Source organism: Streptomyces sp. NPDC020747, from assembly GCF_044334695.1.
Lineage (GTDB): Bacteria > Actinomycetota > Actinomycetes > Streptomycetales > Streptomycetaceae > Streptomyces.
Genome location: NZ_JBIRTJ010000010.1, coordinates 98312 through 114956 on the forward strand (window position 1 = coordinate 98312; position 16645 = coordinate 114956).

The 16645-nt window shown below is 71.0% G+C and carries 13 protein-coding genes; 10 read left to right on the forward strand and 3 right to left on the reverse strand.

Features of this window, described 5'->3' with window-relative positions; translation table 11 throughout:
• Window positions 1-404: 404 nt before the first annotated feature.
• Window positions 405-2306, forward strand: coding sequence for an AMP-dependent synthetase/ligase (locus ACH4YP_RS25650; protein WP_398492715.1), 1902 nt, complete (start codon window positions 405-407; stop codon window positions 2304-2306).
• Window positions 2307-2519: 213 nt separating this feature from the next.
• Here ACH4YP_RS25650 and ACH4YP_RS25655 read toward each other — a convergent pair whose 3' ends face one another.
• Window positions 2520-3425: a MurR/RpiR family transcriptional regulator gene (locus ACH4YP_RS25655; RefSeq protein ID WP_398492717.1), complete on the reverse strand. Its 906-nt coding sequence runs from the start codon at window positions 3423-3425 to the stop codon at window positions 2520-2522.
• A gap of 121 nt (window positions 3426-3546) precedes the next feature.
• Between ACH4YP_RS25655 and ACH4YP_RS25660 the strand changes: the two genes are divergently transcribed.
• The 6 genes from ACH4YP_RS25660 to ACH4YP_RS25685 are packed head-to-tail and all read left to right on the forward strand — an operon-like array spanning window position 3547 to window position 10071.
• Complete coding sequence (locus ACH4YP_RS25660) at window positions 3547-4728, forward strand: C45 family autoproteolytic acyltransferase/hydolase (protein ID WP_398492718.1); 1182 nt, start codon at window positions 3547-3549, stop codon at window positions 4726-4728.
• Window positions 4725-6383: an ABC transporter substrate-binding protein gene (locus ACH4YP_RS25665; RefSeq protein WP_398492720.1), complete on the forward strand. Its 1659-nt coding sequence runs from the start codon at window positions 4725-4727 to the stop codon at window positions 6381-6383. Before ACH4YP_RS25660 ends, ACH4YP_RS25665 begins: the two co-directional genes overlap by 4 nt.
• A gap of 33 nt (window positions 6384-6416) precedes the next feature.
• Complete coding sequence (locus tag ACH4YP_RS25670; protein ID WP_361054840.1) at window positions 6417-7367, forward strand: ABC transporter permease; 951 nt, start codon at window positions 6417-6419, stop codon at window positions 7365-7367.
• A 43-nt stretch (window positions 7368-7410) separates the two neighbouring features.
• Window positions 7411-8262: an ABC transporter permease gene (locus ACH4YP_RS25675; protein ID WP_361054843.1), complete on the forward strand. Its 852-nt coding sequence runs from the start codon at window positions 7411-7413 to the stop codon at window positions 8260-8262.
• 4 nt (window positions 8263-8266) lie between these two features.
• Window positions 8267-9262, forward strand: a complete 996-nt coding sequence (locus ACH4YP_RS25680; protein WP_398492722.1) for an ABC transporter ATP-binding protein — start codon at window positions 8267-8269, stop codon at window positions 9260-9262.
• Window positions 9259-10071, forward strand: coding sequence for an ATP-binding cassette domain-containing protein (locus tag ACH4YP_RS25685; protein WP_361054848.1), 813 nt, complete (start codon window positions 9259-9261; stop codon window positions 10069-10071). Before ACH4YP_RS25680 ends, ACH4YP_RS25685 begins: the two co-directional genes overlap by 4 nt.
• Window positions 10072-10175: 104 nt before the next feature.
• Here the strand turns inward: ACH4YP_RS25685 and ACH4YP_RS25690 are convergent, their stop codons facing one another.
• Complete coding sequence (locus tag ACH4YP_RS25690; RefSeq protein WP_033319512.1) at window positions 10176-10379, reverse strand: cold-shock protein; 204 nt, start codon at window positions 10377-10379, stop codon at window positions 10176-10178.
• A 354-nt stretch (window positions 10380-10733) separates the two neighbouring features.
• On the opposite strand from ACH4YP_RS25690, the gene ACH4YP_RS25695 reads away from it, so the two are divergent.
• Together ACH4YP_RS25695 and ACH4YP_RS25700 are read left to right on the forward strand one after the other, a co-directional pair.
• Window positions 10734-11615, forward strand: coding sequence for a menaquinone biosynthesis protein (locus tag ACH4YP_RS25695; protein ID WP_361054851.1), 882 nt, complete (start codon window positions 10734-10736; stop codon window positions 11613-11615).
• 141 nt (window positions 11616-11756) lie between these two features.
• Window positions 11757-13523, forward strand: a complete 1767-nt coding sequence (locus tag ACH4YP_RS25700; protein ID WP_398492725.1) for a serine/threonine-protein kinase — start codon at window positions 11757-11759, stop codon at window positions 13521-13523.
• A gap of 31 nt (window positions 13524-13554) precedes the next feature.
• On the opposite strand, the gene ACH4YP_RS25705 is transcribed toward ACH4YP_RS25700, so the two are convergent.
• Window positions 13555-14046, reverse strand: coding sequence for a hypothetical protein (locus ACH4YP_RS25705; protein ID WP_398492727.1), 492 nt, complete (start codon window positions 14044-14046; stop codon window positions 13555-13557).
• A gap of 257 nt (window positions 14047-14303) precedes the next feature.
• Here ACH4YP_RS25705 and ACH4YP_RS25710 point away from each other — a divergent pair, with 257 nt between their 5' ends.
• On the forward strand, window positions 14304-16640 hold the full coding sequence (locus ACH4YP_RS25710) for a PQQ-binding-like beta-propeller repeat protein (protein ID WP_398492729.1): 2337 nt from the start codon (window positions 14304-14306) through the stop codon (window positions 16638-16640).
• The last annotated feature ends 5 nt before the right edge of the window (window positions 16641-16645 follow it).

Genomic DNA, 16645 nt, shown 5'->3' on the forward strand with positions numbered 1-16645 from the left:
GTGGCCGGTGGCGAGGGCGGGCTGCTGAATGGGGCGACGCTCCCGGGCGCGGCCTGATCTCGGTCTGCGCGGCGGGCGGCCAGGGTGTCACGGCGATCCTCGAACGCCCGTGGAGGCGCACGAAGGGCGAGAAGGACGAGAAGGACGAGGAGGACGAGAAGGGTGCGAAGGGTGCGAAGAGCGCGAAGGGTGCGAAGAACGCGCACGTGACGGGTCGAACGGTCCGAACTCGACGGATCCGCGGGCAACGCCCTTGTTGCGTCGGTATGTTGGGCAAAAGATGAACAGACGTCCGAACGTGCACGAACCTCTCACTCTTCCGCACAGAAGCACCTCACTTTCCCGGGTGAACCCGCCACTTCACAGGTCCGTAATGGGGGGAGTGCAAGAGTTAGGAGCCGTCAGTGTCCCGCGATCCCTCCGACAACCCCGAGCTCGTCATCCCTGAACCCGAGGTCAGGCGGCTCGACGGGGTCGTGCGTGAGGTCTCGGTGCCCCCGATGGTGTACGCCGTGACGCACGGCTCGCTCGCGGACATCCCCTTCGACAACGCGGAGGAGGCCCCCGACGACCCGGTGCTCAGCCGGAAGGGCGCGGACGGCAGCTGGACGGACGTCACGGCCGCCGAGTTCGCGGCCGAGGTGCTCGCGGTCGCCAAGGGGCTGATCGCGGAGGGCCTGCTGCCGGGGGACCGGCTCGCGATCATGGCGCGTACGACGTACGAGTGGACGCTGCTGGACTTCGCGGCCTGGGCGGCCGGGCTGGTCACCGTCCCTGTCTACCCCACCTCTTCCGTCTTCCAGACCCGCTGGATCCTCCAGGACTCCGGCGCGGTGGCGATCGCCGTCGAGCATGTGGGGCAGGCCGCCGCACTGGGTCCGGAGCGCGAGCGGCTCCCCGACGTCCGCCACATGTGGGTCTTCGAGAAGGGGCACACCGAGCGCCTCGCCGAGCTGGGCCGTGACGTGCCGGACTCGGAGGTCGCGGTACGCCGTGGCGTCCTCGGCCCCGACTCGCTCGCGACGATCATGTACACCTCGGGCACCACGGGCCGGCCCAAGGGCTGCGCGCTGACCCACGCCAACTTCTTCGCCGAGGTCGACAACGCCGTCCAACTGCTCCACCCGGTCTTCAAGTCCAGCTTCAAGGACCCGGCGTCCACGCTCCTCTACCTGCCCCTCTCGCACGTCTTCGGCCGGATGGTCGCCATCGCCTGCATGCGGGCGCGGGTCCGTCTGGGCCACGCGCCGAGCATCCGTACGGAGGAGCTGCTGGCCGACCTCGCCGGGTTCAGCCCGACCTTCCTCCTGGCCATCCCGTACGTGCTGGAGAAGGTCTACAACACCGGCCGCGCCACCGCCGAGAAGATGGGCCGCGCCGCCTCCTTCGACCGGGCGGCCCGCGTTGCCCGCGGCTACGGCGAGGCGCTGGAGGCCCAGCAGCACGGCACGGGCCCCGGGCCGGGTGCGAAACTCAAGGCGGCCCGTGCCCTCTACGACCCGCTCGTCTACCGCCGCATCCGCGCGGCCCTCGGCGGCAAGGTCCGCCAGGTGGTCTGCGGCGGTTCCCCGCTCGGGCGCCGCCTCGCCTCCTTCTACGCCGGCGCGGGCATCCAGGTCTTCGAGGGCTACGGCCTGACCGAGTCGACGGCCGCCACGACCCTCACGTACCCGCACCGGCCGCGGCTCGGCACGGTCGGCTGGCCGCTGCCCGGCACGCGTGTCCGGATCGCCCAGGACGGCGAGATCCTGCTCAGCGGGGAGCATGTGTTCCGCGGCTACTGGGACCCGCAGGCGGGCGGGGTGGTCCCGGCCGACCAGGAGGGCTGGTTCGCCACCGGTGACCTCGGCGAGCTGGACGACGACGGCTACCTCACCATCACCGGCCGCAAGAAGGACATCCTCGTCACCACCAGCGGCAAGAACGTGGCCCCGGCACCTCTGGAGGACTGGCTCCGCGCGCATCCCCTCATCAACCAGTGCGTGGTCGTCGGCGACAACCGGCCCTACATCACCGCCCTGTTGACCCTCGACGCCGAGGGCATGGCCCACTGGTGCCGCATGACCGGCAAGTCGGACGTCCCGGTCGCCACGCTCGTCACCGACCCCGACCTCCTCACCGTCCTCCAGCGCGCCGTCGACGACGCCAACCGCCTCGTCTCCCGAGCCGAGTCCATCCGCCGCTTCACCGTCCTCCCCCTGAATTTCACGGAGACGGCAGGCCACCTGACCCCGACGATGAAGCTCCGCCGGGCCGTGGTCACGCGGGAGTTCGCCCGGGAGATCGAGGAGCTGTACGGGGAGTAGCCCCTGGGCCGGACTTTTCTCGCCCCCGCCGCCCCTTCCCGTCCCGTCTCGGGGGCCAGCCCCCGAACCCCCGCTCCTCAAACGCCGGAGGGGCTGACTACCAGCCCGTCCGGCGTTTGAGGACGAGCGCGTCAGCGCGATACGGGGGTTTGGGGGCGGAGCCCCCAAGGGACGGGAACGGGTAGGGGCGGCGGGGGCGAAAAAAGGTCGTCGCTACTTGCGCTTCGTCTTCAGCAACTGCTCCCGCAACGCGGTGAGTTGATGGGACGTCTCCACCGCCCGCGTCTCATCGAGAGCCGTCAGCGCAAGCAGCAGCGCGTCGGCGACCACGAGCGCGGTGAGAGCCTCGGTCGTTATGCCCGTCGGCGTGTGCGGCGCCGTGAGGACGGCGTCCACACTCGGCCCGTACAACTCGGCGAGTTCGTCGGTGACGAGGATGACCCGCGCACCCACGGACCGCGCCCGCTCAGTGATGACCGTCAACTCGGCCAGCGCACGCCCCGGCTGGAAGATGACCACCGCGTCGCCCTGCCGCAGCCGGAGCAGCGGATCGGCGAGCGCGAAGCCGGTCTCGCCGAGATGGCGGGCCCGGCACCCGATGCGCCCGAGCGCCAACGCGAGGTGGCGCGCGGCGAGTTCGGAGGCCGCGACGCCGTAGCAGTGGATCTCGCCGGACTCGGCGGCCTCGGCGAGTATGCCGACCGCGTCCCGCAACGCGTCACCGGGAGTGAGCCGCCGCGCGTGCTCGATCCGCTCCTGGGCCTCGTCGAAGACCTCGCCCCAGATGGAGTCCAGGTCCCGGCCCACATGGGCGATGCGCTGCTGGAGGCGGACCTCGGGAGCCACCGACGAGGTGAAGTCGGAGGCCAGCTCCCGCTTGAGCGCGGGCAGCCCCGCGTAGTCGAGGCGCTGGAGGGTGCGGACGACGCTGGCGTTGCTCGTGCCGCTGGCGCTGCCCAGCTCCTGGGCGGACGCGAACAGCAGGGACTCCACCGGCGCGCTGACCAGGTGCTGCGCCACGGCCCGCTCGGAGGCGGACAGCGAATCCCACTTCTCGCGCACGGTCGCGCGCAGCCGGGCGAGCCCCGCGCCGCCGCCCGACTCCTCTGAAATATTCATTACGGGTATTGACTCCGGTGTGATTGCCGTTACTCTCCTGGGCAACGCATTCCAAAAGGAGAGTATCTCGTAACCAACGTTACAGGACGGTTGCGGAGAGCTCTCCACCGCGAGGAGAAGAATGGCACCCCGCACCCTCCCCATCATCGAGATCTCCGGCAACCCCCTGGACCGCGGCCGCCAGTACGGCGAAGCAGTCCGCCCCCAGCTGCACACCGCGCTCGCCTACTACGAGGAGGCGTTCGGCCACTCGTCGGGCCTCACCTGGCAGCAGGTGACCGCACGAGCCGCCCGCTGGCTGGACCCCGTACGCGACTACGCCCCCGACCTCGTCGAGGAGATGCGGGGGATCGCCGACGGCGCCGGCGTGGACCTGCTCGACGTCCTCGCCCTCAACGCCCGCGGCGAGGTCATCTACGACCGGTCCTTCGCCAGGATGGCCGAAGGACGACAGGAGCTGGAGACACCCGCCGAGGTGGTCGCCGAGGAACGCTCCGAGGGCTGCACCTCCTTCGCCGCCTACGGAGAGGCCAGCGGCGACGGCCGGGTCTGGGCGGGCCAGAACTGGGACTGGCGGGCCGGTGTCGCCGACACGGTCGTCATGATCCGCGTCGTCCAGCCGCCCAAGCCCACCCTGATCATGCAGGTCGAGGCGGGCCAGATCGGCCGCCAGGGCGCCAACTCGGCGGGCATCGCGCTCAACGCGAACGGCCTGGGCGGGCGGTTCGACGACGCGGTGGGCCTGCCGCAGACCGTCGTACGACGCCGGGTCCTGGACCAGCACGCGATCACCGACGCCCTCGAAGTGCTGTGCCGCACCCGCGCGCACATCGCCAGCAACGCCCTGCTGACCTGCCGCGAGGGGTACGCCATCGACCTGGAGACCACCCCCGCCGGGCACGGCTGGATGCATCCGACCGACGGGCTCCTGGTCCACGGCAACCACTACCAGGCGGGCGTCCCCGTCGCCCTCGCCGCCGGCTACCGGCCCCTGTCGTCGGACTCCCTGGTCCGGGTGCCGCGCGCCGAACAGGGCCTGCGCACCCTGCGCGCCTCCACCGGCCCCGACGAGAGCCGCAAGCTCATCAAGCAGGCCATGTCGGACCACCTCGGCCTCCCCGAGTCGCTGTGCACCCACCCCGACGCGCGCAGGCCCGAGGTCGAGCACTGGAAGACGCTCGTCTCCTCCTGCGTCGACCTGACCGGCGGCGACTACCACGTGACCGCGGGCACGCCCTGCGACCGCGACTACCAGCACCTGCCCTGGAACCTGTACGACGGCCCTTACGGAGACGCCGGATGACGAACCACAGCGACAGAAGGCGGGGCGCCACCGCGGTCCTCGCCGCAGCGACCCTCCTCACCGTCGGCGCCTGCAGCGGCGCCGACACCACGAGCGGCACCGGCGGCGGATCCGCCGACGCGGCCAAGCTGGAGCTCAGCCCCACCACCCCGGCCGCCAAGGGCACGCTCGCCAGGGTCGACTGGCTCCTGGAGGACGAGCCCGACTCGCTCGACCTCGACACCCAGGGCACCAGCGCCGGCCGCGTCGTCCTCACCAACGTCTGCGAGCGGCTCTACCAGCTCCAGCCCGACATGACGACCAAGCCCTTCCTCGCCTCGTCGGCGAAGACCTCCACCGACGGCCGGACCCTCACCCTCACCGTCCGCTCCGGCGTCACCTTCCACGACGGCTCGAAGCTCACCGCCGACGACGTCCTGTGGTCCCTGAAACGGCACGCCGACCCGGACATGGAACAGTCCGACGAGTTCGGGAACGTCTCCTCGATGAAGAAGACGGGCGCCGACGAGATCACGATCGGCTTCAAGGCCCCCGACGCCCTCTTCACCAAGGCCCTCGCCGGAGACGCCGGAATCGTCTGGAACAAGGAGCAGGTCGAGCGGTCCGGCCAGGACTTCGGCACCCCCGGCCAGGCGGACGCCTGCTCCGGACCGTACGCGCTGAAGAACTGGAAGTCCGGCGACTCGATCACCATCGCCGCGTACGACGACTACTGGGGCAAGCGGCCGATGACCCGCGAGGTCGTCTTCCGCTGGGCCGCCGACAGCGCGCTCGTGAACGCGCTCAAGACCGGTGCGGCGGACGGCGCGTACGCCGAGACGCCCAACACGGCAGCCGCCCTCCTCAAGGACAAGGACATCGCCCAGCACTACGGGCCCTCCACCGCCTCCCTCGTCCTCATCCCGACCGCCCGCGGTGGCCTCAAGGACGAGAGGATCCGCCGCGCGCTCTCGCTCTCCCTCGACCGCAAGGGCATCGCCGACTCCGGGTACGGCGGCCTCGTCGAACCCTGGGCCACCCCGGTCGGCTCCGGCGCCTGGGGCTACGAGAAGGCCGAATTCCAGTCCGCGCAGAAGCAGTTGGCGTCACTGGCCCCCGCGTCACCCACCGCCGACGACCTCGCCGAGGCCAAGAAGCTGGTGAAGGAGGCGGGCACACCCGGCGAGCCTCTCGTCATCGGCACCGACGCCAGCCAGGGCCGGACCGTCACCGCCAACGCCGTACGCGCCGCACTCCAGCGCATCGGGCTCAAGGCCCAGATCAAGACCGTACCGACGTCGCAGTTCGAGGAGTTCTACAGCGACCCGCAGGCCCGCGACGAGATCGACCTGCTGGTGGGCGACTGGTACATCTCCAAGGCCGACCCCATGGGCTTCTACGACAACGGCCTGTCCGACTCCTCCAACAACTGGGTCGGCTTCAAGGACGCCACGTACGACAGGAACGTCAAGAAGGCGCTCGCCACCCTCGACGACACCGAACGGGCCTCGCTCGCCATCGACGTACAGAAGCGCTTCGCGGACGCGGCGGTCTGGATCCCGGTCGCCCAGGTGCCCACGATCCTGCTCCTCGACGCGAAACTGACCGGCCCGCCGGCATCACAGGCCTACCTCTACTACCCGTGGGCAGCCGAACTCGGCTCCAGGAAGAGCTAGTTCGCCAAGCAAGGTCAGTTGGAGACACCTCTCATGCTCGCTCGCACATCCCGGCGGCTGGCCGGCCTGCTGGCCACCCTGTTCGCCGCGTCCTTCGTCATCTTCGCCGCCGTGTACGCGGCTCCCGGCGACCCCGCCGTGTTCCTCGCGGGCGGCCGCGACAAGCTCACCCCCGAACGGCTCGCCTCGGTCCGCGCGCAGTACCACCTCGACGAGCCGCTCGTCGTCCAGTACGGGCGCTGGCTGTGGGACTGCGTCCACCTCGACCTCGGCCGCTCCTTCCAGTACAGCGACCAGGTCGGCGACCTGGTCTCCGCCCGCCTGCCCACCACCCTGCAACTCGTCGCGTACGCCACCGTGCTCTTCGTCGTCCTCGGCGTCGGCGCCGGAATCCTGGCCGCCGTCCGCCGCTCGACCTGGGTGGACTCGGCGGTCGTCGGCGGCACGACCCTCGCCGCGTCCGTGCCGTCCTTCGTCGCCGCGATCGCACTCGTCTCGCTCTTCGGCGTACAACTGGGCTGGTTCCCGGTCACCGGCAGCGGTACGGGCATCGCGGGCACCCTGCACCATCTGACGCTGCCCGCCCTGTCGTTGGCGCTCGGCGCGCTCGCGATCATCAGCCGGGTCACCCGCCAGGCCATGGCGGACGCCGCCGCCTCCGACCACGTGGAGGCGGCCCGCGCCTCGGGCGTCCCGGAGCGCGACATCATCCGCCGGCATGTCCTGCGCAACGCGCTCGGCCCCATCGTCACCATGTGCGGCCTGGTCATGGCGGGGATGCTCGCCGGCACGGTCGTCGTCGAGACGGCCTTCGGCCTGAGCGGCATCGGCTCGCTCCTGGTCGGCTCGATCAACGCGCACGACTTCCCGGTGGCACAGGCGGTCCTGCTGCTGATGGTCACCGGTTACGTCGTGGTGACGACCGTCGTCGACCTCGTCCATCCGCTGCTGGACCCGCGCGTCAAGGAGGTACGCCCCGCATGACGACCACCACGACGCCGGCCCGGCCCAAGGAGATGCGCCCCGGATGACCACCCTCGCCCTGCGGCCCGCGGCGACCGGACACAAGGGACACCATCGTCCCGTCGGCGTCCTCATCGCCGCCGCGGTCCTCGCCCTGGTCGTCCTCGCGGCGGCCCTGGCTCCGCTGATCGCGCCCTACGCCCCCGACGCCATCGACCTCTCCGCGTCCCTCGCAGGCACCAGCGCGGACCACCTCCTCGGCACCGACTCCTCCGGCCAGGACCTGCTCTCCCGCGTACTCCACGGAGCCCGTACGAGCCTGATCGCACCGCTCCTGCTCCTCGCGGTCGCCGCCGTCCTCGGAGTCACCCTCGGCGTGCTCTCGGCCTGGCACGGCGGCTGGATCGACAGCCTCGTCTCCCGGATCACCGACGTGATGTACGCCTTCCCGGGCCTGCTCTTCACCGTCCTGATCATCGCCGTCTTCGGCACCGGAACCACCACCTCCGTGCTCGCCCTCGGCCTCGCCTTCACCCCGACCGTCGCCCGGTACACCCGCTCGCTCGCCCTCTCCGAGGTCCGCAAGCCGTACGTCGACGCCTACCGCGTGCAGGGCATGGGCGGCACCCGCATCTGCGCCCTGCACCTGGTGCCCAACCTGGGCCGCTCGGTCCTCGGCTACCTCGTCGTCCTCTTCGGCGAGGCCGTGATGTCCCTCGCGACCCTCTCCTACCTGGGCTTCGGTGCTCAACCGCCCTCATCCGACTGGGGGTTGATGGTCCAGGAGGGCCAGTCCGCCGTCGTCCAGGGCGCCCTGCTGCCCGCCCTCGTCCCCGGCACGGCCATCGCCCTGGTCGTCGTGTCCGTCAACGTGGCCGGCGTCTGGGCCGCCGACCGCCTAGGAAGTCAGGACTGAGCCCATGCTGCTGTCCCTCGAAGACCTCACGGTCCAACTCCCCGGCACGGCCCGCCCCTTGCTCGACTCGGTCACCCTGACCGTCGCGGAGGGCGAGGTCGTCGGCCTGGTCGGCGAGTCGGGCTCCGGCAAGTCGACCACCGCGAAGGCGGCGCTCGGCCTGCTGCCCACGGGCGCCGACTACACGGGCTCGGTCCGCGTCGACGGCACGGACGTACTCGGCCTGCGCGGCGAAGCCCTGCGCGCCCACCGCGCCGACACCGTCGCGATGATCCACCAGGACCCGCGCGCCACCCTCAACCCGGTCCGCCGCATCGGCGACTTCCTCGTCGAACGCGGCGCCACCAGGGAACGGGCCGTCGAACTCCTCGCCGCCGTCGGCCTGTCCGACCCCGAACAGCGGGTCCGTCAGCGCCCCCACGAACTCTCCGGCGGCATGCTCCAGCGCGTCGTCATCGCCGGCGCCCTGGCCGCCCGCCCCCGCCTCCTGCTCGCCGACGAGGCCACCAGCGCCCTCGACGTCACCACCCAGGCCGAGATCCTCGCCCAACTCCGCACGGCCCGCGAGGAACAGGGCGCGGGCCTCCTCTTCATCACCCACGACCTGCACCTGGCGGCGGCGTACTGCGACCGCGTGTACGTCATGTACGCCGGCCGAGTGGTCGAGGCACGTACAGCCCGAGCCCTCTTCACGACCCCGGCCCACCCCTACACCCAAGGCCTCCTCGCCTGCTCCCCAACCCTCGGCGACTCCCACCCCCTGACCCCGATCCCGGGCCGCCCCCCATCCCTCTCGGACACCTTCCCGGGCTGCCCCTTCGCCCCAAGATGCGGCGAGGCGGAGGAAGCCTGCGAGACATGGCTCCCGGAGCCGGTACCACTGGAAGAGGGCGGCTCGGCAGCCTGCCTGCACGTTGTGGGCAGGCGTTCCGCAGGGGGGAACGGGTGGGCACAACGCACGGCGGCGGGTAAGCCGAAAGACAAGGTGAGCCACAAATGACAAGCACCCTGCTGCAGGTAGAAGGGCTGGGCAAGACGTACCCCCTCCCGGGCGGAGGCCGCCACACCGCCGCGGAGGGCATCTCCTTCATCCTCCAGCCCGGCGGAGCCCTGGGCATCGTCGGCGAATCCGGTTCAGGCAAAACCACAGTCGCCCGCATGCTCGTAGGCCTGACCACCCCCGACACCGGCACCATCACAGTCGAGGGCCGCCCTCGCGAACCCCGCACACCCCGCCGCCGCGCCGCGAGGCTGACCCGCGCCCGCGAGATCCAGATGGTCTTCCAGGACCCGTACGTCTCCCTGGACCCCAGACTCACCGCCACCCAGTGCCTCCGCACGGCCCTCCGCCTGCACGGCCGCGCGGAGTCCCTCGCGGCAACGCTCCTGGACCAGGTGGGCCTCGGGGAACGGGAGGCGCAGGCCCGCCCCCGCCACCTCTCCGGCGGCCAGCGCCAACGGCTCGCGATCGCCCGGGCCCTCGCCGTGGACCCCCGCATCCTCGTCCTGGACGAGGCGGTCGCCGCGCTCGACGTGTCGATCCAGGCCCAGATCCTGCGGCTCCTGGACGACATCCGCCGGGACACCGGGGTCGCCCTGGTCTTCGTCAGCCACGATCTGGCAGTCGTCCAGCACGTCACGGACGAGGTCCTGGTGATGCGCGGGGGCAGGACCGTGGAGCAGGGGCCCACCGCCCGCGTACTCACCGAGCCGTCGGACCCGTACACCCGCCTGCTCCTCGCCTCCGTACCGGGCGAGGGCTGGGACCCGGCGGACGCGGTCGCGGCGCGGGCCTCTCTCAGCGTCTGAAAGGCAGGAGCCCCCGCACCTGACGGTGTGGGGGCTCCTTGGGTACTTCTACTAGGTTCCGGATCAGAGTATTGGGCTCATGGAGCCAAGACTCGGCCGAAGGATCAGACGGGGGTGACGTTCTCCGCCTGCGGGCCCTTCGGACCCTGGGTCACGTCGAAGGTAACCGCCTGGTTCTCTTCGAGAGAGCGGAATCCGCTCGCGTTGATCGCGGAGTAGTGGACGAAGACGTCCGGGCCGCCGCCTTCCTGGGCGATGAAACCAAAGCCCTTTTCAGCGTTGAACCACTTCACGGTTCCGGTAGCCATAAGCCCTCCTTGGGCCCAAAGGGTTGCCCTGCTCCAGAACCTGCAAGGTGTAAACAAAAACTTGTAAACAACTGCATTCATCTGAAAACGACGAGAGCCCGCGGTCACATGCTCCGCAGGCTCTGTACTGCAAGGGAAACCAAACTGCAACTTGCGATGAGCGTACCCACGAGGGCAGCCGAAAGCAATAGAGGACAAGATCACGTCACCCGGAAGTTTGGCGGGGTCGCCGGATGGGTTGACGTAGCGGTATCACTTGGCGTCACAGGGGTTGACAGGAGCGGGCTTGATCCATTCGGAACCACTCGGGACCCTGAAGCCTGCACCGTATCCCATGGGCGTTAGCCTCGCGATGTGGACAATTCTCCCGAGTCTCCCGAGGGGCGTCCCGGCGCCCGCCCGTCCAGGCCGCGCGTCGGCCACATCCAGTTCCTGAACTGCCTGCCCCTCTACTGGGGTCTCGCGAGAACGGGCACGCTGCTCGACTTCGAGCTCACCAAGGACACCCCGGAGAAGCTCAGCGAGCGGCTGGTGCGGGGCGAGCTCGACATCGGCCCCATCACCCTCGTCGAGTTCCTCAGGCACGCCGACGAACTGGTCGCCTTCCCCGACATCGCGGTCGGCTGCGACGGCCCGGTGATGTCCTGCGTACTCGTCTCCCAGGTCCCGCTGGACCAGCTGGACGGCGCCCGGGTCGCCCTCGGCTCGACCTCCCGTACGTCCGTACGCCTCGCGCAGCTCCTGCTGGCGGAGCGGTACGGCGTCCAGCCGTCCTATTACACGTGCCCGCCCGACCTCAGCCTGATGATGCAGGAGGCCGACGCGGCGGTCCTGATCGGTGACGCCGCCCTGCGCGCCAACCTCCTCGACGGCCCGCGCTACGGCCTCGCGGTGCACGACCTGGGCACGCTGTGGAAGGAGTGGACGGGCCTGCCGTTCGTCTTCGCCGTCTGGGCGGCCCGCCGCGAGTACCTGGAGCGCGAGCCCGTCCTCACGCGCCAGGTCCACGAGGCATTCCTCGCCTCCCGGGACCTCTCCCTGGACGAGGTCGGCAAGGTCGCCGAGCAGGCGGCCCGCTGGGAGGCCTTCGACGAGAGCGTCCTGGAGCGCTACTTCACGACCCTCGACTTCCGTTTCGGGGGCCCGCAGCTGGAAGCGGTCACCGAGTTCGCGCGGAGGGTGGGGCCGACGACCGGGTTCGCCGCGGACGTGAAGGTGGATCTGCTGCAGCCGTAGCGGATCCGCTACCGCCGTAGGGAAGGTCACCGGCGTACGGCACGGCATTACCCTGCTGGACAGGGCGGCACGGCGGGACGGTGCGGCACCTACGCGGACGGGATGGACGGGGTAATGGAACACGGGGGAGGTGCGGGCACCATGCAACCGCTCGGAGTCGATGAACCCACCGTCGTGGGGCCCTACCGGCTGCTGGGCCGGCTCGGCTCGGGCGGGATGGGCCGGGTCTATCTGGGCCGCAGCGCGGGCGGCCGCACCGTCGCGGTCAAGATCGTTCACCCGCACTTCGCGCTCGACGAGGAGTTCCGGGCCCGTTTCCGCCGGGAGGTGGAGGCGGCGCGGCGGGTGGGCGGCGCGTACACGGCACCGGTGCTGGACGCCGGCCCCGACGCGCCGGTCCCGTGGGTGGCGACGGCCTACGCCGCAGGCCCCTCCCTCGCCGCCGCGGTCGCCGACGCGGGCCCGCTCCCGCAGCACTCCGTACGGGTCCTCGGCGCCGGACTCGCCGAGGCGCTGTCGGCGGTGCACGGCCTGGGCCTCGTCCACCGTGACGTCAAGCCGTCGAACGTCCTGCTGACCCTCGACGGCCCCCTGCTCATCGACTTCGGCATCGCCCGCGCGACGGACGGCACGGCCTCCCTGACCTCGACCGGCGTCTCCGTCGGCTCGCCCGGCTACATGTCGCCCGAGCAGATTCTCGGCAAGGGGGTCACGGGCGCGGCGGACGTCTTCTCGCTGGGTGCGGTACTGGCGTACGCGGCGACGGGCTCGTCCCCCTTCCCCGGCGACTCCTCGGCCTCGCTCCTCTACAAGGTGGTCCACGAGGAGCCCGAACTGGGCGCGCTGTCGGGCGACTTGAGGGACGTGGTGGCCGACTGCCTCTCGAAGGACCCGGCCGCCCGCCCCTCCCCGTCCGCCCTCGCCTCCCGCCTCGCCGCGGAGGGCGCGGCGCGACTGGTGACGGCGGGATGGCTCCCGGGCCCGCTGGTGGAACAGGTCAGCCGCAGCGCCGTCCAGCTCCTGAACCTGGAGGCGGCGGAGGTGACGCCGTCGGGGGTGGTGGGCTTCAGCAGCCCTTCGGTGGGGGACTCCAACGGTTCGGCGCAGGCGGAGGAACTCCGAGGGACGCCACCCCCGGCCGACTCCGCACCTCCCGCCGGTGTGTTCGGCCCCCCGGACCCGTCGTACGCGCCGTACATGCCCCATACGCCGCACGTACCGCACGCATCGCAGGCGCATCTGCCCGGCGGCCCTCCGACCCACGTTCCGGAACCACGCGACGCGGCGGCAGGCCCGGACACCTCCCCGGGGAAGGTGTCCGTCAGCGTGGCCGCGACCTCCGTACCGACGGCGAACGGCCGCGGCCGCAAGCTGAGTTGCACGGTGGCGCTCGCGGTGGCGGGAGCGCTGGCGGCGGTGATGGTCGGCGGAGTGTTCGTGCTCGACCTGCTGCCGGGCGGGAGCAACTCCAGCGACAACGGCAGTGACGCGGGTCCGGCCCCCAACGAGCCCGCGGCCACTCCGAGTGCCTCCGGCACGGACGGCGGCGGCGTCTCAGCCGTCCCCAGCTCCTACCTCGGCACCTGGGAGGGCGACGGCTTCGCCCTCGACGGCAAGCTGCCCATGGGCACGTTCCGCGTCACCGTCCGCCAGGCCGAGCCGGGCGACCCACTCGGCACCTTCCGCCAGACCGACCTCATCGGCGGCACCTGCGACACCGACCTCATCCTCAAGAAGGTCACCCCGAAGCAACTCATCGCCACCAGCATCTCCAAGCCGTCCACCACCTCCGAGTGCACGACGGGCCGCCACGAGGTCCGCCTGATCCCGGTGGGCGACGACCTCCGCTACGAGACGGACAACGCGGACGCGGGGGATCCGGTGGCCCGGATGTCGAAGGTGAAATAGGCGTTCTGTCCACCGCTACGAGAGCACGAGTTCACGGGCGGGCTGCGCCACGCCACTTCTCGTACGCCTGGTGGAGGGACATGAGCAGCAGCGCACTCAGCACAGTTGCCGCGAGGCCGACCAGCCACACGTACGGGTATTGCATGCTGATCCAGCAGTACTCGCCCGCGGTGGAGCAGTAGCCGCCGCGGTGGCTGCGCTTGGGGCGCATCGAGTGTGCGGCGATGGCCGGCACCATAAGGGACACGGCTCCGACAGGCAGAGCTGCGACAATGAAGAGCAGTGCGGGCACCCTGCGGTGGCTCCAGTGTTTGCTCGCCCGCCCGAGCGCGTTCACCGTCGCGGCCAGCGTGACAGGCAGCACGGCACCGGCGGTTGCGGCGAAGCCATAACCCTCCCCGGGCCAGGCCGGCGCGGCCTCCCGCCACAGCTCACCGGCCCAGGTGAACGGGCCCAACGCGAACGCCGCGAACAGGACGCCGGCTCCGGCGACGACCGCGACCACGACGGCGGCTCCGCGCACGATGTCACCGGGGCGGCGGGGTGCGCGAGGGCGGGGCGGCCGCTCGCGTGAGTGCTTGTACTGCAGTGCAGCCCCTGCCGCCTTCCGCCGCTTGGGCCTCGCCGATCCACCGCCCACGCCCGCCTCCCCGCCCGCCGTGCTCGTCCCGGCGATTACTACTGTGTCTGCGATAGCGAACACCATCATGCGAACCGCAGGCACCACAACCACATCATCCGGGCCGCGGAGCACAACGGACGAACGGGGAAGCCACAACCATGGAGACACTGCAGCCCGACGATCCAAGGGAGTTGGGCAGCTACCGGTTGCTGCGGCGACTCGGCGCGGGAGGCATGGGCCGGGTCTATCTCGCACGCTCGCCGGGCGGTCGTACGGTCGCGGTCAAGGTCGTACGCCAGGACCTGGCCGCCGACGCCGACTTCCGCCGCCGTTTCCAGCACGAGGTCGAGATAGCCCGCGCGGTCTCCGGCCGTTACACGGCCCCGGTCGTGGACGCGGCCCCGGACGCGGCACTGCCATGGCTCGCGACGTCGTACGTCCTCGGCCCCGACCTGACCGATGTGGTCGAGGCGCACGGAGCCCTCCCCGAGCACACGGTCCGCGCGTTGGGCGCGGGCCTCGCCGCCGCTCTCCAGGAAATCCACGCGGCCGGCCTGATCCACCGCGACCTCAAGCCGTCCAACGTCCTGCTGGCTGCGGACGGCCCTCGCGTCATCGACTTCGGCATCGCGCGGGCGGTGGACGGAAACCGTATGACGCAGACGGGAGTTGTCGTCGGCTCGCCCGGCTACCTGCCACCCGAGCAGGCTTTGGGGCAGGACGTCGGCACCGCAGGGGACGTCTTCTCGCTCGGCGCCGTTCTCGCCTTCGCCGCGACGGGCCGCAACGCCTTCGGCGAAGGCGCCGCCTCGCACGCCGCGATGCTCTACCAAGTCGTCCACGGCGAACCGGACGTCACGGGCATACCGCAGTCCCTCCTCGGCCTGATACGAGCCTGCCTGCAGAAGGACCCGGCGGGGCGCCCCGCTCCCGCGGAGATCGTGGCCGCGCTGGCGCCCGGCGGAGTCGAGAGGTCGCTGACGAACTGGCTGCCGTCGGCGGTCGCTTCGACGATCGCGACGCACGCGGCGAGCATCCTTGACCTGGAGGCACCGGAGACGCCGGAGGCGCAGCCGGCTCCGGGGTTCGGGCGGCCACCGACGATGCTGGACGGAACGTCGACCGCGACGGGAACGCCCGGTACGGGCACGCCCGTACCGGGATACGGGTACGGCACCCCGCCGTCCGGTGGCGCACCGTACGAGACCGGCGGACCGCTCCCCGGCACTGTCCAGGTGGGCACCACCCTCCCGGTAGCCACCCCTGCCTCGTCCCGCCGCCGCTTCCTCGGCCTGGCGACGGCCGGTGTCGCGGGAGTCGTGGTCGCCGGCGGCGGTACGGCCTGGTGGCTGACCCGGAACGACGCCGACGCCGACGACAGGGCGTCCACGGCCGCCGGCAACGGAGGAACGGCCGAGCCCGCGGCAGAGAACTTCACGACACCACCGGCAGGGACGGCCCCGCAGCCCCTGTGGCACAAGTCGGTCGCCGAGGACAGCATCAGTACCACCGAGAAGCTCCTGACCCACGACGGTCTGCTGCTGGTCAGCGGTGACCCGCTGGTGGCGTACGACGTGAAGACCGGCAAGCCGCGCTGGTCACGTAAGGACGTGTTGCCGTTCGGCGCTCCGCTGCTGCTCGCCGACGGCAAGCTGTTCATGGCCGACACCGACACAAGCGGGGTGCTCAAGGCCCTGGACGTGACGACGGGCAAGGAGGCGTGGCGCAGCCGCCTCGGCAAGGACCTGAAGGTCGAGAAGACGATCGCCGTCGATGCGAAGAACGTCTACGTCACGGTGACCGACTTCAGCGACTCCCGCAGCGCCACGGACTACCGCACGGGCGTCGCGGCCATCAGCCACGGCACGGGCAAGAAGGTCTGGCTCCAGAAGCGCGACTGGGGCACCAACGACTACGACGTCGAGGGCACCGCCTCCGGAAAGCAGCTCGTCTACGCCGACTCCAACTACAACCTCACCGTCCGTGATACGGCCACCGGCACCCAGATGTGGACCAGGAAGGTCGGCGACGACTGGACCTGGCGCCCCACGGTCGCCCCCGGCGCGGGCCTGGTCTTCCTCCCGGGCGACAACCTGACGGCAGTGGACGTCGAAACCGGAAAGCCCCGCTGGACCCTCTCCCCGAACGGCCGCCGTGGCTTCGACAACCCGACGGTCATCGACGGTGTCCTCTACACCGCCGACCACGACGGCGGCGTATGGGCCGTCGACGTCAAGACGGGCCGCAAACTCTGGCTCTGCGAGGACCCGGGCGCCGACCGCGCCCCCACCCAGTTCCTGCGCGTAGCCGAGACCTTGTACGGAGCCTCCGACACGGACGGTGGCGGGGTCTTCGCCCTGGAGGCCAAGAACGGCCGACCGCGGTGGGTCTACAACGACAACCGGGGTACGGGGGAGCCGTGGCAGGTGGCTGTCTCGGGCAACCGCCTGTTGGCTACGCACGGGTACGAGGTCTACGCGCTGCCGGCGGTCTGATGCAC